We start from the raw sequence: 20,702 nt of genomic DNA, 5'->3' as shown, positions 1-20,702 counted from the left end.
CCAGAAATGGCCTAGTAGATGAGATTAAGAAGAGGTCAAAATACCTCAAAATAGGGAAAAACTTAAGAAAATCATTAAAAGGGGTTCGGAATGTGACCATTCCGAACCCCTTTTGTCGACAAACTGAAGCGTAGCAGTTCAGCTACGCTTCATTTTACCACTTTATCCCTTGTCCAGGCTCAAGCACCTTGCCTTGCTCACTTGGTAACATGCTTACAAATTGATATGGATCCTGTCGTATAACCGGAAAAGTATTGTAATGAATAGGGACAACTGTTTTAGCACCAAGCAGCTGGGCTGCATATGCCGCATCCTCCGGTCCCATCGTATAATTATCACCAATAGGTAAGAAAGCCAACTCAATTGGGTGTCTTTCACCTATAAGCTTCATATCTGAAAAGAGTGCGGTATCGCCAGCATGATAAATCGTTTTGCCATCAATCGTTAAAAGAACTCCCATCGGCATTCCCAAATAGAGAATTTGTTGATCGGCTGTTTCATACCCAGTTGAGTGATAGGCTTGTGTAAATTTAACTTTGCCAAAATCAAATTCATAACTGCCGCCAATATTCATACCATGCGTTTTAAGTCCTTTCCAGTGGAAATATGTTGCTAATTCTGGACTGCCTATTATAAGAGCACCGCTCTTTCGTGCGAGTTCTTCCGTATCTCCTACATGATCATTATGGCCATGTGTGAGTATAATATAGTCCGGGTTTAACTCATCCACCTTTAAGTCGGTCAGACCATTTCCGTTAATAAACGGATCAATTAAAATCGTTTTGCCACTCGTTTCAACTTTAACTACTGCATGTCCGTGGTAGGAAATCTTCATTCATACTCTCTCCTTCCTTATTATCCATCTACTCTAATTTCAACAAATATCGGTTCATTCCTGCTGCTCTTTAAAAATTTATAGGCTATTCTTGATTTTTAAAATGAACTTTGCTGATAAGAACAATATTCATGCTAAAAAAGACTAGCAAAATAACAGCAAGTATTCCACACACCTTCCCCTTTTAAGCATAATGCCGTAAAAATCGTTAGAACTTCCACTATATGAAAGACTCTTGCAGAATAATTATCAAGCAAGTGACATGTGTAAAATGAGAAAAAGCACAACTAGCTCATAGCCATACATAACAAACACATTTAAAGTGTTTCAGTTGAGCTCAATTATTTACTCGAAAAAGTTTACAATCCCCTTCGAAGTTGCTAACTTTAAATTAGACCAAAATAAGGGAGATGTTTTCATGGAGCGTATACTTAAACTTTCTGAGTGGATGAAAGAAGAAGATATTCAATTTTCCTTTCTTACTTCAACAGAAAGCGTTTTTTATTTAAGTCAATTTTATAGTGAGCCGCATGAGAGATTGCTTGGAGTCGCTGTTTTTCAGGATGCGGAGCCATTCTTAATTTGTCCAGCGATGGAAAAAGAGGATGCCAAAAAGACAGGATGGAGTCATGAAATCATCGGATACAGTGATATTGAAAATCCGTGGGAGCTTGTCAAACATGCTGTCTATAAACGAATTGAGAAGATCACCCGAATTGCCATTGAAAAAGAACATCTCAATGTGGAAAGATTTGAGATCCTATCTGAGCTCTTTTCCAACGGTCAATTTATCTCTGCTGAAAATAAGCTAAGAACGCTGCGACTAATAAAAGATGAAAAAGAGCTTGCTACTATTCGTGAAGCCTGTTCATTAGCCGATTACGCAATTGAAGTGGGCTGTTCGGAAATCAAGGAAGGAAAAACAGAATTGGACGTTCTAGCAGCAATTGAATTTGCCTTAAAGAAAAAAGGCGTTACAGCTATGTCCTTTTCAACAATGGTTTTGACAGGTGCAAACGGAGCCTCACCACACGGTAATCCAGGACTCACGAAAATTCAAAAAGGGGATCTCGTTCTCTTTGATTTAGGGGTTGTCGTCGATGGTTATTGTTCCGACATCACTAGAACGGTTGCTTTGGGAGACATAAATGACAAACAAAAAGAGATATATGATACTGTCTTAAAAGCACAGTTAGCAGCAATCTCAGCTAGCAAACCTGGGATTAAATGTTCAGAGGTTGATTTAGCTGCGCGCAGTACTATTGATAAGGCTGGGTATGGAGATTACTTCCCGCATCGACTTGGACATGGATTAGGAATTAGCGTACATGAATATCCTTCTTTAACAGAAACCAATGATCTCCTGCTAGAAAAGGGAATGGTCTTTACGATTGAACCAGGTATCTATGTCCCAGGAGTTGCTGGCGTACGCATCGAAGATGATGTCGTCATCACAGAAAACGGAGTGGAAATTCTCACTAAGTTTCCAAAAGAGCTGCAAATTATTTCATAAACTGTTTGCAGTCGAAATAGATTTTAAAATCAGTTATGCCAAATGAAAGGATAGATAACAGGTTCTTTTCATCCTCTTTATCTATCCTTTTGCCTTGACTATTGAATGCAGTTTTTGACTCAGTTCTGCTAGCATTGAAAGAATCAGCGCAGCTATTCTGCACTGATACAAAAGCGGATGCAAACATGATTTTCTAAATCACCACATTCATCCTTCAAATGAGAACAAATATAACAGAAGTCTTTAAAAGCTTCGCAGCAGCCAATTTTCTCTAGTCAGCTTCATATTAATAGAGTCAATTGCTACCCCTTCAAATTGTAACTCGCCTCGATCAACACTCTCCGTGACAAAGCCAACTTTTTCATACACATGTTTAGCCCTCGGATTGAAATCATATACACTTAATGTTAAAAAGTTTAAATCAGTGTTTTGAAAGATATAATCGATCATAAGCTGCGTCGCTTCCGTTCCAAGGCCTCGATTTCTCCCCCTTGGACCTATTAGTATCCTGAAATTCATGCTATGGTTTTTTTGATCATATAAATTAATGACTGCTTCACCAACTAAATTTGCTTGTCGTTTATCTTCCACAGCAAGGTCCAGTCTATCTTTTTGCTCATTTCTTGTTTGATACCAATGATGAAATAACTGTTGATCAAAATTTGCACTGCTTCCTGTCAGTTTGATGACTTCTGGATCTTTTACACACTCTTCTATGAGGGGAAAATCCTTCTCTTTAAAAGGCCTTAAAATCACTTTTTTCCCCTCAATCGTTGGTTTATTACTTAGGTTAATCATCTAAATCATCCTCTTATTCATAAAATAAGTATGGTTACTTATTAAGAAGCTCCCGTACCGGAACATAATTTAATTCTAAGGATGATGCCACTGCTTCATAGGTAACAAATCCATCTAATGTGTTAATTCCTTTTAATAATGCATCATTATTTAAGCATGCTTCGCGATATCCTTTATTGGCAATTTGAAGTGCATAAGGGACGGTCACATTCGTTAAAGCAATCGTTGAAGTCCGTGGCACTGCACCAGGCATATTAGCAACCGCATAGTGAACGATATCATATTTATTATAAGTAGGATTATCATGTGTTGTAATGCGATCCGTCGTTTCGAAAATACCACCTTGGTCAATCGCGATATCTACGACAACTGAACCCGGTGACATTGACTCTATCATTTCCTCTGTTACGAGTTTAGGAGCTTTAGCGCCAGGAATTAATACGGCACCAATAACAAGATCGGATTCTTTTACAGCTTCCGCAATATTATATGGATTCGACATTAACGTAGTCACATCGCTGCCAAAAATATCATCTAATTGGCGAAGCCGTTCTGGATTTAAGTCAATGATCGTCACATTCGCACCGAGACCAACAGCAACCTTTGCAGCATTTTTCCCTGCTACTCCTCCTCCAATAACGGTAACTTTCGCTCTCTTTACTCCAGGCACTCCAGAAAGTAGGATCCCTTTTCCACCATTCACCTTCTCTAAGTATTGCGCCCCAACTTGAGCAGCCATTCGTCCAGCTACTTCACTCATTGGTGTTAAAAGCGGCAATGACTTGTTTGCAAGTTGAACCGTCTCATATGCAATCGCAACAACCTTCTTTTCCAATAAAGCATTTGTTAACTCTGGTTCAGCTGCCAAATGCAAATATGTAAATAATATTAACCCTTCACGGAAGAAAGTGTACTCAGACGGAAGAGGCTCTTTCACTTTCATGACCATTTCCTTTGACCACGCTTCCTCTGCAGTACTTACGATGGTGGCTCCCGCATTCATATAATCTGAGTCTGTAAATCCTGAACCGAGACCAGCATCTGTTTCAATATATACCTCATGACCATAGTTTACTAGATTAACAACGCCAGCCGGCGTCATAGCAACGCGATTTTCATTGTTTTTAATCTCTTTCGGTACCCCAATTCGCATCCTTTTTCCCTCCTGATATTTCACAAATCCGATTCTACTATACACCTTAGAGGATAAAGAATAAAGTTCTTTTCAGAGAACAATACTAATAATAAGGATGCGCCAATTGTAAATGTAAAATAAGTTAAAAAGAAGAAGTGCCATGTTTGCACCTCTCCTTTTCTGAAAGCTTTGTCAAACAAAATGGTTAATAAAACAGGCTTTGACTCCTTTTCGTGCTGGAAGCTTAGGCTATGATAAAAAGGGCGAATTACTAAATTTTAACAAAGCGATTCTAAAAAAACAGGATTACTTCGTTTCATCTTCTTGCTCTGATTCAGCTTTTAATGTCTCGTAATGGCCATCCGCTTGATCGATAACACCGCTGTTATAAGCGTTCATAATCTGTTCACTAACTTGTTCAGTTCCTTGCTCATCGTAATCAAAGTGTAGAGCTTTTTTCGGTTCTTTTTTCACTTCAATTCAACTCCCTCTTATAAGATTCACTGACAATATTATTTTTCGAAATTTTGTTACAGATATTCATAAAAGGGGGCTGTATAATAAAGGTAAAGGAGGAGATAAATATGAGTCTCACTTATAAGAACATATTGGTTGCAGTTGATGGTTCAACTGAAGCAGAATGGGCATTTAAAAAAGCGATTGAAATCGCTAAAAGAAACAATGCTAAAATTGTTCTGGCACATATTATCGATACACGTACATTTGCAACAGTAGAAGCATATGACCGGACTATTGTTGAAAGAGCGGATAAGTTTGCTACAGAGCTTATGGAAAACTACAAAAAAACAGCATTAAATGCTGGAGTGAAAGAGGTAACCTTCACTGTTGAGTACGGATCTCCTAAAGTAAAAATTCCAAAGGACATTGCCAAAAAATATCAAGTTGATTTAATTATTTGTGGGGCGACAGGACTTAATGCTGTCGAAAGATTTTTAATTGGCAGCGTCTCAGAGCATATCGCGAGACATGCAGCATGTGATGTCATGATCATCCGCACTGAAAAAGACGAATAAGGCTTAAAGATTGTGGAGATCTTCAAAAATAATGACCCTCAGGCTGATTAAAAACGTTTGTCGCGTCAGCCAGAGCAGGCGAAATAACGTTTAATGGCAGCCTAAAAGCACGCTAAATCATTTTAGCGTGCTTTTAATTTGGCCTCAGCCTTTTGCAATGCCAGTCGTATTTGCTCAAATCCAGTCCCGCCAGCACTATTTCTTCGCTTTACTGCTGTTACCGGATTTAACACTTCATAAATATCAGACTCGAATAGAGGATGCGCCTCTTTAAATTCCGCCAATGTTAAATCAGCTAAATAGCATTGTTTGTTTACACATGTTAAGACAAGCTGTCCAACGATTTCATGACTTTCCCTAAAGGGAATTCCTTTGCCAGATAAATAATCAGCCAATTCCGTTGCATTTGAAAAATCATTTTTAGTTGCAGACTCCATTTGTGCATGATGTACCTTCATCGTTTCAATCATACCAGCGAAAATCTTCAACGAACCTGTCACCGTTTTTACTGTATCAAACATGCCTTCTTTATCCTCTTGCATGTCCTTATTATAAGCAAGTGGAAGTCCTTTTAAGACGGTAAGGAGTCCCATTAGGTTCCCGTAGACTCGCCCCGTTTTGCCGCGGATTAATTCAGCCATATCCGGATTTTTCTTCTGAGGCATAATACTGCTGCCTGTTGAGAAAGCATCGTCCAATTCAATGAAACGAAATTCCTGGGAAGACCAAAGAATTATTTCTTCCCCCAAGCGGGAGAGATGCATCATTAAGATGGAACTAGCCGATAAAAACTCCAAAATGAAATCGCGATCACTGACAGCGTCTAAACTATTTTCATATATCCCATTAAAACCAAGCAGTTCAGCTGTAAGCTCCCGATCAATCGGAAAAGTCGTACCTGCCAAAGCACCTGCACCGAGTGGAGAGAGATTAATTCTTTTCAAAGATTCTTGGTATCTCTCTTTGTCCCGTTCAAGCATCCAAAAATACGCCATTAAATGGTGTGCAAAGGAGATTGGCTGTGCTCTCTGCATATGAGTATACCCCGGCATGATTGTTTCAACGTGGGCTTTTGCTTGGGTTAGAAGTGCTCCTTGCATTTCTTCAATGAGATCAATGATATTCTCTGTCTGTTTACGTAAATAAAGATGCATATCAGTTGCTACTTGATCATTTCTGCTTCTACCCGTATGTAGCTTTCCACCGACTGGACCGATCATTTCCGTTAACTGACTCTCCAAATTTAAGTGAATGTCTTCCAGCTTCACTGAATATTGCAATTGCTCGTTTTCCGCTTTTTCCTTCAAGGAATGCAACCCTTTTGTAATAAGGGTTGCATCATCAGCGGAAATAATTCCGCATTGCGAAAGCATGGCAACATGAGCGAGACTACCGTCCAAATCCTCTAACACGAGCTCCTGATCAAACGAGATAGATGCTCCAAATTCATCTACCCATTCTTCTGCTGTTTTTGTAAATCTTCCACCCCAAAGTTTCTTCACACTGTCACCTTCTTGTTTTGCACCATGCTTTGTACTTTTGTTGGTAAGCCATATAATTGAATGAAGCCAACAGCGGCACTGTGGTCAAATTCATCCTCTTTCGTATAGGTTGCTAATTTCTCATCATATAGGGAGTACGGAGACTTTCTGCCTTCAACAATAGCGTGACCTTTAAAAAGCTTCACCCTTACTGTCCCTGTCACAAATTTTTGCGTATCTTTTAGGAATGCCAATAAAGCAGAAGTTAACGGCGAAAACCATAGCGCCTCATAAATTACTTCTGTTATTTTCTTTTCAATGATCGGCTTAAAATGAGCCACTTCCTTCACAAGCGTTAAGTCTTCCAGCTCTTTATGGGCTTTTATTAATGTCATTGCGCCAGGGCACTCATAAACTTCGCGTGATTTAATTCCCACCAAACGGTTCTCCACATGATCAATTCGACCGACCCCATGCTTGCCTGCAAGAATATTTAATTCTAATATTAGCTGTGAAAGTGGATAAGATTTACCATTTAATTTAACTGGCACTCCTTGTTCAAACTCAATTTCAACATAATCAGGAGATTCCGGTGTATATTCTAAACCTGTTGTTAATTCATAAGCATCCTCAGGCGGAGCTGCCCACGGATCTTCCAAAATCCCACATTCATTGCTTCTCCCCCAAAGGTTTTGGTCAATCGAATACGGGCTATCAAGATTGACCGGAATTGGAATCCCGTTTTGCTTCGCGTATTCAATTTCCTCTTCACGTGACCACTTCCATTCACGAACTGGTGCGAGAACCTTAAGCTCCGGATTTAATGCATGAATCGCAACTTCAAAGCGGACTTGATCGTTCCCTTTTCCGGTACAGCCATGAGCAACAGCAACTGCCATTTCCTTTTCAGCTATCTCAACGAGTTTCTTTGCAATAAGTGGACGTGATAAAGCGGAAACCAATGGATACTTGCCTTCGTAAAGCGCGTGTGCTTGAAGAGCCACCAATGCATATTCAGTAGCAAATTCTTCTTTTACATCAATCACATAGGAGCTTACTGCTCCGACTTGCAATGCTTTTTCCTTAATAAAATCTAAATCTTTGCCTTCCCCCACATCCAAACAGCATGCAACAACGGAATATCCTTGATCCTGCAACCATTTAATCGCAACAGAGGTATCCAATCCTCCAGAGTATGCTAATACCACTTTTTGATTTGTCATAAAAGATGTCCTCCCTTAAGAAACGAATTTATAACGTTAAAAAACGAATAAATATTCATTTGTTTATATTTTTATTCTTTTCCTTGTTAACCAATTTACCAAGATTCATGATACATTTCAATACTTATTCTTCATTTTGTATAAAAATTAATATTTTCACTAAATGTTAAGCCGATGGAAGATTTTATTTAAGTGTTGTAGAATATAGATTAATAGTAAATAAAAGCAGCGTTTTGGGGGCATGCGTCGTATGAATGAATTTTTTAGGCAAGACAACCGCTTAGGAATACCAATCCCTCATCTCAGTCAATCTTGGGAAGATTACTCTGTGGAAAATCAACAAGCAATCCTTTTTAATTGGGAAAAAATACGAGGGAAAATTCCGGACAGAATTGCAGAACTTGAAAAAATCATCAATCAAAAGCAAGCAGCTCTCTCTGATGAGGGGAATTTCGAACGTTCCTGCCAACTTAATAGTGAAATTGCGGAGCTTGCATCAATTATTAATGATCTTTGGCTGTGGTACCGCACCCATCAAGATATCGGCAGCAAGGTACATCAATAATATGTAAAAAAGGGGGTAAAAGGCAAAAAATGATACGTAAATATAGATTAGAAGATAAAGACTACATTGTAAATTCTCATTATGATTTATATAAAAGCGAATTTGGATACGACCTTTCTTTTCGAAAGTTTATAGAAGAAAATGTTAATGGCTTTATTGAACGGGCAGCTTCTAACGAAGATATTTTCATTTTAGAAATTGATGGGAAACAAAGTGGTTCCATCAGTATTAAAAAGGTTAATGACACTATTGCACAACTGGGTTTATTTCTAGTTGACCCCATTGTTCGCGGTACAGGGTACGGCCAGAAGTTAGTCGAAACAGCTATTAACTTTAGCAGAGAAAAAGGATTTGAAAATCTTATTCTTTGGACGAATAGTGAACTAAAATCAGCAAGAAGAATTTATGAGAGGTTTGGGTTTAAATTAAAGAAAACTCAAATGCGAATACTTTCCAATAAAGAACTTATCGAAGAGAAATGGGAGTTGATGTTAGTAGATAATTAAAAAACTGCCTATTCTAGTAACAGATGCATTAGGAACAATTAAAGCTCAAATGGTTCGTGTGAGGATAATTCGAAGCAGGTTTCCTTACAAACTAAGAAAGGCCTGTTCTTTCGATAAAGTCAACCTGCAGTGCACCCCCCTTCGGTTGACTTATCTTTCGAAAGGAAACAAGAAGTTGGTAAGACCTCAAAAATAAATCCTATCCCATAATAAAAGACAGCGGCTTTACGCTGTCCCTTTTAAAGATCTTTATGAAGTTCTCGGACAACATGACCAATCTCAGGAAGAATTAAACGGTTCATCGCCAGTTTAACAGCTCCGGTAGATCCTGGTGTAGAAAAGACAGCCTTGTTCTGAACTACACCAGCAATAGCACGGGATAGAATCGCTGCAGAACCAATATCCTCTTGATAGCTCAACATTCTAAAAAGTTCACCAAAGCCACTGATTTCTTTTGTAAACAATTCTTGAACCGTTTCGATTGTCACATCTCTTTTCGCAATTCCCGTCCCACCATTTGTTAAAATCACATCAATATTTGCTGTCTCACAGCCCTGAAGAACAGCATCGCGAATGGGCTCCCTCTCATCTTTCACAATCGTATAATCAACAATTATATGACCTGCCGCCTCCAGTAATTGAATCATCGTTTGCCCGCTCTTATCGGTCTCCTTTGTCCGCGTATCACTAACCGTTATAACTTTACATCTAACTTTGTCCGGTGCTTCTTTTTTATGTTCAATCGTACTCATCTGTTTTTCTCCTTCTCCATTAGAAACCGCATTTGATAATATTTATGTGTAAAATCAGTGACTTTTCTTGTTAACTGATAGTTCGTACCTGCACCAATCGCCATACTAATAATAGGAATTCCCTGAACTTTTTTATTTTTAAACAGAAGAATCGTTACGGCTTTAAGGATTTGCCTTAACGGCTGCTCAAGCCATGCAAAATCAGTTAAATCCTCTTCGCCTTCATAAAAATAATACTCGTTTGTCGATTGAAGTTCATTCATCAATTTATCCCACCCCTGTCCTTGCAATCTTGCTGGGAGAGTAGCTGCATGAAAGACTTTTAACGATGTCATCATTTCAAACGGACGGTTTACCTCATAACCATAAGTCATTGCAATTAACTGGACAGAACGAATATTAATGACCGCTATCGCGGGAATATCTGTACCAAGAAGAATAGGTCCTCCAGTTCCTGATAATCCCCCTTGTGCAAACGAATATAATCGGTGACGCGCAATTTGCTGCTGCGCTATGTATTGCAATTGAGCGATGGTTAACTGCCTCAAATCCTCAAGCTGCTGAATATTTTCATTGAATACGCGCCCTGCAGATAAAATTCTTTCCTTCGCATCGTGCTGGATTTGACTACCTTGGATGAGGGCATGTAAATGAAAAAGCCATGTATCGACAACAGAAAAGAATTCCTGCTGCGTTTGCTCAGGAAGGAGTGCAAACGCCCGCTCAACATATTTTTCATAGGCTAAGACGAAATCATTTGTTTCATATTGATACAAACTCTGTTCCCAGTCTTTAATACTGTTTAAAAGCGTTTGTTCTCTATCTGATAACATTTATTGACCTCCTTGGATCAGCTTCCAGTTTAGTATAGCATAGCCATAACATCACACTAAACGAACCCTCCTACTGTTCATAGATAATTTTCCCTGTACACGACACATCATAACCAATCGATTGCAGTTCCTCCTTCAAATTAGAAGACTGCAGAATTTTTAATATCGACGAAATTAATGGATGATTAGCTTCAGTTTTCAGCATCACGAGATCATATCTCTCTTTAGTGAGCGGTACGAAATCAAGTCCAACAAAATGGGCTACCTTTTCAATTCCTACTCCAACATCTGCATGCTGCTTCGAAACAACACCAGCAACCCCTAGATGGCTCGTTTCTTCGTCTCCATAACCTCGAATCTGCTCCCTACTTATTCCGGCACCTCTTAATTTCTCATCAAGTAAAATCCTCGCACCAGAACCTTTTTCCCTATTAATGATCCTCACATCACTTCGAAGTAAATCATGAAAATCTCTTATGTTTTTTGGATTGCCCTTTGCAACGTAAAACCCAGCATTACGGCAAATCAAATTAACGACAATAAAAGAATTACTTACAAGAATTCTCCTAATATAAGGGATATTGTACTCGCCAGTATCACCGTCAAACAAATGGGTGCTTACAATATCTGCTTCACCTTTATACATAGAAATTAAACTTTCCAAACTCCCCACATAGGATCGGAGCGGACGAAACTGTGCGGATTCCCTCTCAATGTATTTCGTCAACAAATCCAAGCTATTGTCTTGACCGCTAATAATAATAGAGCGAACGGAAGATTGACTAAGACTAGCATTTGTCTCTGCTCCAGAAGTTTGCTCAGGTAAAGGAATTCCCTTCGCTTTATTCTTATACTTCTCTAAATCTGATGCATCCACTCGCATTTGTCTACCCACTCTGTAGGCAGGAAGTTTTCCCTTCTTAATCAAATCATAGACCGTTAGTTTAGAGACTTTTAATATTTGCGCTATTTGTTCCGTTGTATAAGATTCTTCTAATGGCATGACATTTCCTCCGAGAATTCATCTTTTGTTCTTATTTTATCATTTACGGAAGCAACTTTCAGAATTATACTTAATATATCTAATTATAACTATTTATATTTAGATATATTTAACGGCGTTCCAAATAGACTTTCTCACAATTTAAATCTATTTAGATATCGCTAACTTAACTTACCAGGGAGGATTTTTAGATGAAAAACAAATGGAAGATTGGTATGATTTTTATACTAATTCTTATCGTTGGTGTGGGATGTAATAATCAAGAAGCAAGTGATGACACACCAACAGAAAATACGAATCAGCAAGATAATACTGAATTATTAATTTCAACTGCAGCAAGCTTAACAGATGCCATGACAGAAATAGAAAAAGCTTTTGAAGATGAGTATTCAAACATCGATGTCTCTTTCAATTATGGTAGTTCCGGAACTCTTGCACAGCAAATTCAACAAGGAGCTCCTGCTGATGCCTTTCTTTCAGCTGATCAAAAGTGGATGGATACACTGGAAAAAGAAAGCCTCATTCTCCCAGAAACAAGAGTCGATTTTACTGGGAACAAACTTGTGCTAATTAGTCAAAAAGATCATAACTTGACGATTTCTTCCTTTGAAGATTTGATTCCCGCAGAAATTGGGGATCTGGCCATCGGAAACCCTGAAAGCGTGCCTGCAGGTACATACGCCAAAGAAGTGCTGACTAAACTAAATAAATGGGAGGATCTAGAAAAACATCTCATTCTTGCCAAGGATGTTCGCCAAGTGCTAACTTATGTGGAGTCCGGCAATACCGAACTAGGCATTGTTTACTCAAGTGATGCCTCCATTTCTGATCAAGTTAAAATCATTGCTGAAGCTTCTTCAGATTGGCATACGCCTGTCATTTATCCAGCAGCTGTAACAGCAGACAGCAAAAATGCCGACAGTGCAAAACTATTTATTGAATTTTTACAAACAGAAGAAGCACAAAACATCCTCAATCAATTTGGATTTATCAAATAGGTATTTTTACAACGTAAAATGCCAGTATCGTTTCTCAACAACATGGTTTTATGTATAAAAAATAAAAGGAATGCATGAAATGAACTATACACCCTTATTATTATCTTTAAAGATTGCCAGCATCGCGACCATCATCGTCTTCATCATCGGTATTTTTTTGGCAAGAATCATTGCCCGAAATTCGTTTCCAGGAAAGAATGTGGTGGAATCGATTATCCTCCTACCGATGGTATTGCCCCCGACTGTCGTCGGGTTCGGTTTGCTGTATTTATTCGGCAAAAACGGCATAATTGGCAGTCTATTGCTCGAGTGGTTTAACTTTCAAATCGTTTTCACATGGATTGGGGCCGTAATCGCATCCGTTGTTGTTTCCTTTCCGTTAATGTATCAAAGCGCTTCGGCTGCTTTTCAAAACTTTGATCTCAATATTGAAAATGCTGCCTTAACCATGGGAGCCTCAAAATGGAAAGTTTTTTGGACGATTTCATTTCCTCTTGCATTCCCTGGTCTCTTAGCAGGAACCGTGTTAACATTTGCCAGAGCACTAGGTGAGTTTGGGGCAACGTTAATGATAGCTGGATATATTCCAAATAAAACAGAAACGATCCCACTAGCGATTTATTTTGCTGTGGAATCAGGCAATATGGAAGCTGCTACTTTTTGGGTTATCATTATCGTTCTCCTCGGTTTTAGCTCGATTATGTGGCTAAATTGGTGGACAAAACGAAACATATTACGATTTTCAGAAATAAATAACAAGAGGTAATGAATATGCTTTTTTTAGAAATCAGAAAAAAATTATCTTCTTTTGAACTTGATGTGCAATTGAAAGCAGAAAATGAAATCGTCATTTTGTTCGGCCCATCTGGCTCTGGAAAAACAACCATTTTAAATTGTATTTCAGGGCTTGCGACTCCTGACAGCGGAACCATCACTTTAAACAATATACCGCTTTTTAAAAACAAAAAAGAGAATGTCCCGATTCAAAAAAGAAATATCGGATACTTGTTTCAGGATTATGCCTTGTTTCCACATATGACAGTAAAAAAGAATATTTATTATGGTGCGAGAGAGCAAGAATTCGTCCATCAATTAGTAGAAGTATTAGAAATTGGACACCTCATGGAAAAATATCCAAGACAGATTTCCGGTGGAGAGAAACAAAGAGTCGCCCTTGCACGAGCTTTGGCTACGAAACCCCAACTACTTTTATTGGATGAGCCTTTTTCCGCCTTGGATCAACATATTCGTCAAGAATGCCAGGATGAGCTTTTACGACTCCACCAAACTTGGAATATTCCTGTGATCATGGTCACCCATGATTATCAAGAAGCCCAAAAAATGGCTGACCGCATCTATAAAATTAATAAGGGGCAAATTTCAGAAGAAATAAAAAGCAACTTTTCACAATAGGAAAAAGTTGCTTTTCTCATTTGTTTATTTAATGAGTCAATCTTACAACGTCTCTTGCAATCATGACTTCTTCATTTGTTGGGATGATCATGACTTTTACAGGAGAGTGTGGGTAACTGATAAAAGCTTCCTCGCCACGCACTTTGTTTAAAGCTGGATCGAAGTATACACCCATGAATTCTAGACCTTGTAATACTCTTTCACGAATAGCTGCACTATTTTCACCGATTCCTGCAGTAAAGATAATCGCATCTACTCCATACATTTTAGCTGCATAAGAACCAATGTATTTATGAATACGGTCAGCAAAAACCTTTAGTGCTAACTCAGCACGCTCATTTCCTTTCTCAGCTTCTAGTTCAATATCACGTAAATCACTAGAGAAGCCAGAAACAGCTAGCATACCACTTTTCTTATTTAGAACATCCAATACTTCTTCCGCTGTCTTACCTGTTTTTTCCATAATATAAGGGATTAGGGCAGGGTCAATATTACCTGAACGAGTTCCCATTGTCACACCTGCTAGTGGAGTGAATCCCATTGATGTATCGATTGATTTTCCACCTTCAATTGCTGCAATACTCGCACCATTACCTAAATGACAAGAAAGCAAACGTAATTGTTCAAGCGGACGTCCTAACATTTCTGCAGCCCGTTCTGAAACATACTTATGTGAAGTACCATGGAAACCGTATTTACGGATACCATATTTCTCATAGTATTCATATGGAAGGCTGTAAAGAAACGAATTTTCTGGCATCGTTTGATGAAATGCCGTGTCAAAAACCGCTACAGCTGGAACATTCGGAAGCACTTCTTTAAATGCTCGAATGCCTGTAACGTTAGCTGGATTATGAAGAGGAGCTAATTCCGAAAGATTATCAATTTTTTGTAGTACTTCTTCTGTAATCAAAACCGAGTCTGCAAATTCTTCCCCACCATGCACAACACGATGACCAATTCCTTCAATTTCGTCTAATGATTGAATGATGCCTGTTTCAGTCAATTTATTTAATAACATTTTAACAGCTACACTATGGTCAGGAATATCCGTTGTTTCCGTTTGTTTTTCACCATTAACTGTTATATTGAAAATTGAATCCTTTAACCCGATTCGTTCAATTAACCCTTTTGTAATGACTTCTTCTGAAGGCATTTCAAATAATTGAAACTTTAAAGATGAACTGCCTGCATTAATTGCGATTACTTTTGCCATCGTTTCCGCTCCTTTAACTTAACGTCAATATGTATTTCTTACTTATTTTGTTCAAGTAAGCTTATTTCTATCTCTCAATTCCCCATTTAATCATTGTCATTTGAACAATTCAAGGTCAAGAATAAAATGATACCGTTTTCAGGTTAAAGTAAATATATTCTGATTATAAAAACTAATCTGCAAACATTGTGAACATTTCACAATATAGGTTAGGTAGCGCTCACTTTAACGGTCCGAATATTCGTCAATTCGGATTGTCCACTCCCTGCGCTTCTGGTTCAATATGACTCTGATTCGGACAGTCTTCTGGCTTCACCTTTCTCTTCCTGTCTAATACGACTCTGATTTGGGCATGCTTCTTACTTCTCCCTTGCTTCCGGAATGCGACTCCTATTCAGACTTTCTTCTCGCTGCTCTCCTATACTTCAGGTCCAATACAGGAGTAACTAACTTTCCTTCCTCAGGTTCCTCTCATCAACTGGCCAAACCTATAGCCAGCCATCTGGAATCACTTCACTGTTTTCCTCCTTGATTGTTCGAATGATAGAATGTTCAGATCTAAAAAGACCACTGAAAAACATTTTGTCAGCGGTCCTTTTAAGCACTTATTTATTTTCCCTAATCCATTGGTCGATTTTTTGTAAAGTTTTTTCAACTTGGTGTCCATTTGATAGACTTGGAAGATTGACTAAAAGCACCTGTTTAGGAGCTTTTGCTTGCTCTCCTTTTTTCTGTAAAATTAATACACTTTTCGCTGCATTTTCATGGCGAAACATCGTTAAAGGAAGCTGTAAGATCGCTTGGATATAGGCATGTTCCTTTAAAAATTCATGTAGCTTCGGAGCTTCTTCACTTTCAAATAGGCCATTCGGGAACAAGAAAAATAAATAGCCTCCTTCTTTCGTATATTTGATGCTTTGCTCAATAAAAAGGTGGTGAGCATAGGAGTGTCCGTTTTCTGACTTCAATTGAAAATCAGCAGCGCGCACATCATTTGGATAGTATCCAACCGGCAGATCACTTACGACTGCATCAGCAAGTTCAATAAAGAGTGGTTCGAGACTGTCTTGATTATAAAGTTGAATTGGATGTTGCTGCAAATTGGCGTTAATATACGCTAATTTAATTAGCAAGTCATCAATTTCAATCCCTATACTTTCAATCGCTTTTCCCTCTTGCTGATTAATGACAGTAGTAAGTAAATTTCCAGTTCCAATCGCTGGATCGAATAAACGATAAGAAGGTTTTGTTACAAACTTATTAACTAAATATCCGACAAGCATTCCTACCGCATCGGGCGTCATTTGGTGATTTGGCTGAACACTTTCCTTCATCCCTTTTAAAATCGCTAATTGAAAAGATTTCCGTATTTCTTCAACCGAAAATCGAGCTAATGTGAGCGACTCATAACTTTTCTTTAATCTTTTTCTACTTAGTTCACTGATTTCTTCTTGTAAAATGGCCTCCTGAAAAATATTCTCACCCGTCTCTGCTAAAGCTTCTAAAAAAGTGAGCGATAATTCCTCCTGCAAAATCACGGCCGTATCGTTAATGACTGAAAACAAATCCTCTACGGGAGAGATTTTCATGATGCATTCCTCCTCGTCATCTTATTTCTCTATTCTACCCGGGATTATACTACTTGTACAAGAGCTGTGGAAAGTTGTGGGAAGGGGACATTAAAAACCGAAGAAAAAGAAAGCAAGACCTCGTAAAAAAGCTCGAGGTCTTGTCACTAAATTACTTCGCTGCTTTTGCTGCTTCAATCGCTGCTTCATAGTTTGGATGATCTGTTCCTTCACTTACATATTCCACATAAGTAACAATATCATTAGAATCAATAACAAAAACAGAACGTGCTAATAATCTTAGCTCCTGCATGACTACACCGTATGCCTCTCCAAAAGAAAGATCACGATGGTCAGAAACAGTTTGAACGTTATCAATTCCTGCTGCTGCGCACCAGCGCTTTTGCGCGAAAGGTAAATCTACACTTACTGTTAATACTTTAACATTGTCAAGCTTTGCTGCCTCTTCGTTGAAACGGCGAGTTTGAGCGTCGCAAACTCCGGTGTCGATAGAAGGCACTACACTGATTAATCGAACATGACCTTTTGCATCCTCAAGTGTAACTGGAGATAAATCATTTGCTAAAACAGTAAAATTCGGTGCTTTGTCGCCAACCTTTACTTCTGTACCAACAAGTGTAACTGGGTTTCCTTTAAAAGTGACCGCTGCCATATGGGCTCATCCTCCTTAACATCATATGTACAGTGTAAATCATAACGATTCATAATCTATTTTGCAAATATTAACTATTGAAAGAATTTTTAACTTGGTTTTACATTCAATTTAAGCACGGAAAACGAAAAAGTTAACCCCCTGAAAAGGGAGTTAACTTAAAAGTTATCTTTAAAGCTCTAAGTCTTTTTTCGGTCCGCCATACTCTGGATTTTGATATTCTCCATCTTGCCCAGATTTTTGACCAGAATCATTTTTATTTGAGAACATTTGCTGTATTTTATCTACAGCTTGTGGAGCCAAATCAAGAATTTTCTCGTATAGATGTGTGCTTTCATCCAAATGCACCATTTTAACTTCTTTAGCATTGACGATTAAGAAAGCAATTGGCGTAATAGAAACACCACCACCACTACCTCCACCAAACGGATGCTTCGACTGGCTGTCATCTTTTGAACTGCTATCTAGAATAAACTCACTACCTCCAGCCGCAAAGCCGAACCCAACTTTCGACACTGTTAAAATTACACTTCCATCAGGAGTTTCAACAGGGTCTCCAATAATGGTGTTTACATCAATCATTTCTTTGAGGTTTTCCATTGCAGTAGTCATTAAGCCTTGAATTGGATGATCGGACATTTTACTTCCTCCCTTTTATACGGATTTTGCCTTATTACCAGACAAAATGGATAATGGCTTTGTTTTGAAGTGCGGTTTTCCGCCTTTCCAAAATTTAAGTAGTTTAATTCCTGCAAAAATAGCATGCCCGATCCGAAAATGAATCATACATCTAAATGAAGTTTCGTTTAATGTTCGATTAAAATCCGGTGTAATCATTAAATTTGGCAATGTTTTCATTTTAAGAAGTGAAGTGAGAAATCCCACAAGACTGCCTTTAACTGTCCAAAATAAGCCCGTCAGCATACCTGTATAGGCAGCATCGCTCACACCGACAGTCGTTTTCCATTCCAATTTTGACATTGTGATCTTCTTAAAAAAAGAACGGATAATACTATGAAGTCCGACGACATGCTTAACCAAATGTTCCATGTCCTGGAAGATATGTAACATTTCTTCTGCTGAAAATTGCTTTGTATCCTTATTTTGATCATTTTCCTTAGGACCCGTTTCAATTTTTTCTTTGATCACTAGAGCAGGAGAATCATCGGCTATTTTTATTACTGGAACATTGATTTTATACTTTATAAGTCCAAAAAAAGTTTTAAACGTAATTTTTAAACGATCGTCATCCTTATTATGGTAATAATCAATTATGACTATTAATTTTAAAAACAAAATAGCAATGATTAGTACCATAATGACCGCTAAAGCAATGAAAACCCATATCATCACCTTCACAACCTTTCAGCCTATCATTATCGACGAACAAACAAAAAATAAACCTGCATGAGCAGGTTTATTTTAAGATTAATGATTAGGCTATCGTTCATGTACGACCGAAGTATCAGCGAACAAGTCATGCAAGCCTTGTTTTTTTGGTAAGAAAGCAACGACGGCATATGAAATCCACACTGTCGTTGAAATAAAGCGACCGATCCACTCTCTGAACAAGATCGCCCCCCAACTTAATTTCTTTCCGTTTAAGTCGACGACTTTTAATCCAAAGATCATTTTTCCTAATGTTTGCCCTAAAAATTTCGTCATTAGGACAAAATAAGCATAGAACGTAATCGCTGTTAAAATGGAGATGGGCGCAAACATACTCGAATCATGCAGACTAAGATCGAGACTGCGGAATACTGGGTAAATAAGAATACGATTAATGCTGCCAATCACTAATAAATCAATGAGATACGCCCAAAATCGCATCCAAAATCCGGCATAGCGAACATTTCCATTTATTTTCTCATGAGGTACAACACGTTCTTCTTTGTCCTCAGTGATTTGTTTTTCTACCTGAATGTCTTTAGATTCCAATGTTCAGCCCCCCTACTCCGCATATAAATACATTAGGCGTGGGGAATGAGTTTGACCTAAAAGATTGAGCAAGCTAGTTAACTCGTGTTCTCCCCCTATTAATTTTTGTGCCCCGAAACTAAATAATGAACCGAATCCAAAGCTTTCAGTATACTTCACTACTTGAGCATTATTTAATTTTTGTTCTTCTTTGACGGCTTCAACAACATCCGCAAAATAACCAAAATCATCAATTAATCCGACTTCTTTTGCTTGTCTACCATCATAAATTCGTCCATCCGCAATTTTCTTAACTTCAGCTTCTGTCATTCCTCTTCCTTCAGCAATAACCTTAACAAAGCCTTCGTACGAGTTATCGATCATCGATTGGAGAATTTCTCGCTCTTCTTCTGACATTTCTCTTGTTGAACTCATAATATCCTTGTAAGGTCCACTCTTAATGGTGACAAACTCAACCCCATATTTTTCAGCAAGACCGGCAAAATTGTAGCCTTGCATAATCACTCCTAAAGAACCTGTCAATGTTTCAGGACTAGCGAATATTTTGTGAGCCGGAGCCGATATGTAATATCCGCCTGATGCAGCCATCGATCCCATCGAAATATACACAGGCTTGTTGGCTTCAGATTGAATCTCCACTATTTTATCGTGGATTTCTGCACTCTCTACAACGCCGCCCCCTGGAGTATTAACACGAAGAATAACAGCCTTAACTGACTTATTATCTTTCACATAATCAAGCTTATCCATAAAATTTCTGTGATTATATCCTTCTGTTGTAAAAATAGAAGTTGCTCCCCCAGTATCTTGAATCGTACCATTTAAATCGAGAACGGCAATTTGATTCAAAGCATCTCCAGACTCGATAATCTCCTCTGCAAACATTTCCTCTGAAACACCTAATAATTCTTCAAAATTACTTCCGAAATTACTAAATGCAAAAGCTGAAAATGCATTTATCGCAATCGAAAAGAACAGTAGCACACCAGCAATTGCCAATGCAGCCCAACGCTTTCCTGTCATAATTTTTCCTCCTTTTTCATCGTTGTCACAAAAAAAGCCTTGCCACAAAATGGACGTATTTCTCATTTTTATTTACGTTATCACTTCAAAAATGTTTCAAAAATATGTAGACTAAAATTAGTTATACAACCTTGCGCTCAAATTTCACCTGAAAAAATCAATACCTTTCCAATTATGACAAAAAAAGAAACTAAA

The 20,702-nt window shown here is 38.2% G+C and carries 23 protein-coding genes; 7 read left to right on the top strand and 16 right to left on the bottom strand.

All coding sequences use genetic code 11. The features are described 5' to 3' along the window. Positions 1-154: 154 nt before the first annotated feature. A complete protein-coding gene (locus PZE06_RS11160) occupies positions 155-835 on the bottom strand; it encodes a metal-dependent hydrolase (RefSeq protein ID WP_150915746.1) in 681 nt (226 codons plus the stop codon). A 418-nt stretch (positions 836-1,253) separates the two neighbouring features. On the opposite strand from PZE06_RS11160, the gene PZE06_RS11155 reads away from it, so the two are divergent. Continuing rightward, positions 1,254-2,348 carry a M24 family metallopeptidase gene (locus PZE06_RS11155; protein WP_150915745.1) on the top strand — a complete coding sequence of 365 codons (1,095 nt, stop codon included), beginning with the start codon at positions 1,254-1,256 and terminating at the stop codon, positions 2,346-2,348. Positions 2,349-2,591: 243 nt separating this feature from the next. Here PZE06_RS11155 and PZE06_RS11150 read toward each other — a convergent pair whose 3' ends face one another. From PZE06_RS11150 to PZE06_RS11140, 3 genes are all read right to left on the bottom strand, one after another. Further along, positions 2,592-3,146, bottom strand: coding sequence for a GNAT family N-acetyltransferase (locus PZE06_RS11150; RefSeq protein ID WP_150915744.1), 555 nt, complete (start codon positions 3,144-3,146; stop codon positions 2,592-2,594). Between the two features lie 34 nt (positions 3,147-3,180). Next, on the bottom strand, positions 3,181-4,299 hold the full coding sequence (gene ald, locus PZE06_RS11145; protein ID WP_150915743.1) for an alanine dehydrogenase: 1,119 nt from the start codon (positions 4,297-4,299) through the stop codon (positions 3,181-3,183). A 288-nt stretch (positions 4,300-4,587) separates the two neighbouring features. Then, positions 4,588-4,755, bottom strand: coding sequence for a hypothetical protein (locus PZE06_RS11140; protein WP_191963219.1), 168 nt, complete (start codon positions 4,753-4,755; stop codon positions 4,588-4,590). Between the two features lie 110 nt (positions 4,756-4,865). On the opposite strand from PZE06_RS11140, the gene PZE06_RS11135 reads away from it, so the two are divergent. Continuing rightward, positions 4,866-5,315 (top strand): universal stress protein, encoded by a 450-nt coding sequence (locus tag PZE06_RS11135; protein ID WP_150915742.1) that lies wholly within the window; start codon positions 4,866-4,868, stop codon positions 5,313-5,315. A 122-nt stretch (positions 5,316-5,437) separates the two neighbouring features. On the opposite strand, the gene argH is transcribed toward PZE06_RS11135, so the two are convergent. Beyond that, positions 5,438-6,817: an argininosuccinate lyase gene (argH, locus tag PZE06_RS11130; RefSeq protein WP_150915741.1), complete on the bottom strand. Its 1,380-nt coding sequence runs from the start codon at positions 6,815-6,817 to the stop codon at positions 5,438-5,440. Continuing rightward, a complete protein-coding gene (locus tag PZE06_RS11125; RefSeq protein WP_150915740.1) occupies positions 6,814-8,019 on the bottom strand; it encodes an argininosuccinate synthase in 1,206 nt (401 codons plus the stop codon). Before PZE06_RS11125 ends, argH begins: the two co-directional genes overlap by 4 nt. Before the next feature lie 250 nt (positions 8,020-8,269). Here PZE06_RS11125 and PZE06_RS11120 point away from each other — a divergent pair, with 250 nt between their 5' ends. After that, on the top strand, positions 8,270-8,584 hold the full coding sequence (locus PZE06_RS11120) for a hypothetical protein (protein ID WP_150915739.1): 315 nt from the start codon (positions 8,270-8,272) through the stop codon (positions 8,582-8,584). 29 nt (positions 8,585-8,613) lie between these two features. Continuing rightward, entirely contained in the window at positions 8,614-9,090 is a 477-nt protein-coding gene (locus tag PZE06_RS11115; protein ID WP_150915738.1) for a GNAT family N-acetyltransferase, read from the top strand. A gap of 239 nt (positions 9,091-9,329) precedes the next feature. Here the strand turns inward: PZE06_RS11115 and PZE06_RS11110 are convergent, their stop codons facing one another. From PZE06_RS11110 to PZE06_RS11100, 3 genes are all read right to left on the bottom strand, one after another. Beyond that, positions 9,330-9,842 carry a MogA/MoaB family molybdenum cofactor biosynthesis protein gene (locus PZE06_RS11110; protein ID WP_150915737.1) on the bottom strand — a complete coding sequence of 171 codons (513 nt, stop codon included), beginning with the start codon at positions 9,840-9,842 and terminating at the stop codon, positions 9,330-9,332. Then, positions 9,839-10,675 carry an EcsC family protein gene (locus tag PZE06_RS11105; protein ID WP_150915736.1) on the bottom strand — a complete coding sequence of 279 codons (837 nt, stop codon included), beginning with the start codon at positions 10,673-10,675 and terminating at the stop codon, positions 9,839-9,841. Before PZE06_RS11105 ends, PZE06_RS11110 begins: the two co-directional genes overlap by 4 nt. Positions 10,676-10,745: 70 nt before the next feature. Continuing rightward, positions 10,746-11,678 (bottom strand): helix-turn-helix transcriptional regulator, encoded by a 933-nt coding sequence (locus PZE06_RS11100; RefSeq protein WP_150915735.1) that lies wholly within the window; start codon positions 11,676-11,678, stop codon positions 10,746-10,748. Positions 11,679-11,869: 191 nt separating this feature from the next. On the opposite strand from PZE06_RS11100, the gene modA reads away from it, so the two are divergent. From modA to PZE06_RS11085, 3 genes are all read left to right on the top strand, one after another. Beyond that, a complete protein-coding gene (gene modA, locus PZE06_RS11095; RefSeq protein ID WP_150915734.1) occupies positions 11,870-12,676 on the top strand; it encodes a molybdate ABC transporter substrate-binding protein in 807 nt (268 codons plus the stop codon). 79 nt (positions 12,677-12,755) lie between these two features. Next, on the top strand, positions 12,756-13,442 hold the full coding sequence (gene modB, locus PZE06_RS11090; protein ID WP_150915733.1) for a molybdate ABC transporter permease subunit: 687 nt from the start codon (positions 12,756-12,758) through the stop codon (positions 13,440-13,442). Between the two features lie 5 nt (positions 13,443-13,447). Next, positions 13,448-14,089, top strand: coding sequence for an ATP-binding cassette domain-containing protein (locus PZE06_RS11085; RefSeq protein WP_150915732.1), 642 nt, complete (start codon positions 13,448-13,450; stop codon positions 14,087-14,089). A 28-nt stretch (positions 14,090-14,117) separates the two neighbouring features. Here PZE06_RS11085 and PZE06_RS11080 read toward each other — a convergent pair whose 3' ends face one another. The 7 genes from PZE06_RS11080 to sppA all read right to left on the bottom strand — a co-directional run bounded on the left by PZE06_RS11080 (position 14,118) and on the right by sppA (position 20,507). Further along, positions 14,118-15,305 (bottom strand): acetate kinase, encoded by a 1,188-nt coding sequence (locus PZE06_RS11080; RefSeq protein ID WP_150915731.1) that lies wholly within the window; start codon positions 15,303-15,305, stop codon positions 14,118-14,120. A gap of 605 nt (positions 15,306-15,910) precedes the next feature. Then, entirely contained in the window at positions 15,911-16,894 is a 984-nt protein-coding gene (locus tag PZE06_RS11075; RefSeq protein ID WP_150915730.1) for a class I SAM-dependent methyltransferase, read from the bottom strand. 151 nt (positions 16,895-17,045) lie between these two features. Beyond that, the gene (gene tpx, locus PZE06_RS11070; protein WP_150915729.1) at positions 17,046-17,546 is read right to left on the bottom strand and encodes a thiol peroxidase; all 501 of its coding nucleotides are present in this window, start codon (positions 17,544-17,546) and stop codon (positions 17,046-17,048) included. A gap of 171 nt (positions 17,547-17,717) precedes the next feature. After that, a complete protein-coding gene (gene ytfJ, locus PZE06_RS11065) occupies positions 17,718-18,185 on the bottom strand; it encodes a GerW family sporulation protein (RefSeq protein WP_150915728.1) in 468 nt (155 codons plus the stop codon). A gap of 15 nt (positions 18,186-18,200) precedes the next feature. After that, positions 18,201-18,896: a DUF2953 domain-containing protein gene (locus PZE06_RS11060; protein WP_150915727.1), complete on the bottom strand. Its 696-nt coding sequence runs from the start codon at positions 18,894-18,896 to the stop codon at positions 18,201-18,203. Between the two features lie 90 nt (positions 18,897-18,986). Beyond that, positions 18,987-19,451 carry an RDD family protein gene (locus tag PZE06_RS11055; RefSeq protein ID WP_225310677.1) on the bottom strand — a complete coding sequence of 155 codons (465 nt, stop codon included), beginning with the start codon at positions 19,449-19,451 and terminating at the stop codon, positions 18,987-18,989. A 45-nt stretch (positions 19,452-19,496) separates the two neighbouring features. Further along, complete coding sequence (gene sppA / locus PZE06_RS11050; RefSeq protein WP_150915726.1) at positions 19,497-20,507, bottom strand: signal peptide peptidase SppA; 1,011 nt, start codon at positions 20,505-20,507, stop codon at positions 19,497-19,499. Positions 20,508-20,702: the final 195 nt, after the last annotated feature.

Origin of the sequence: Robertmurraya sp. DFI.2.37, assembly GCF_029211245.1 — a bacterium.
Classification (GTDB): domain Bacteria; phylum Bacillota; class Bacilli; order Bacillales; family Cytobacillaceae; genus Robertmurraya; species Robertmurraya methanolica_A.
Note: the sequence above shows the minus strand (reverse complement) of the source record. Positions and strands in the feature narration are given on the sequence as shown.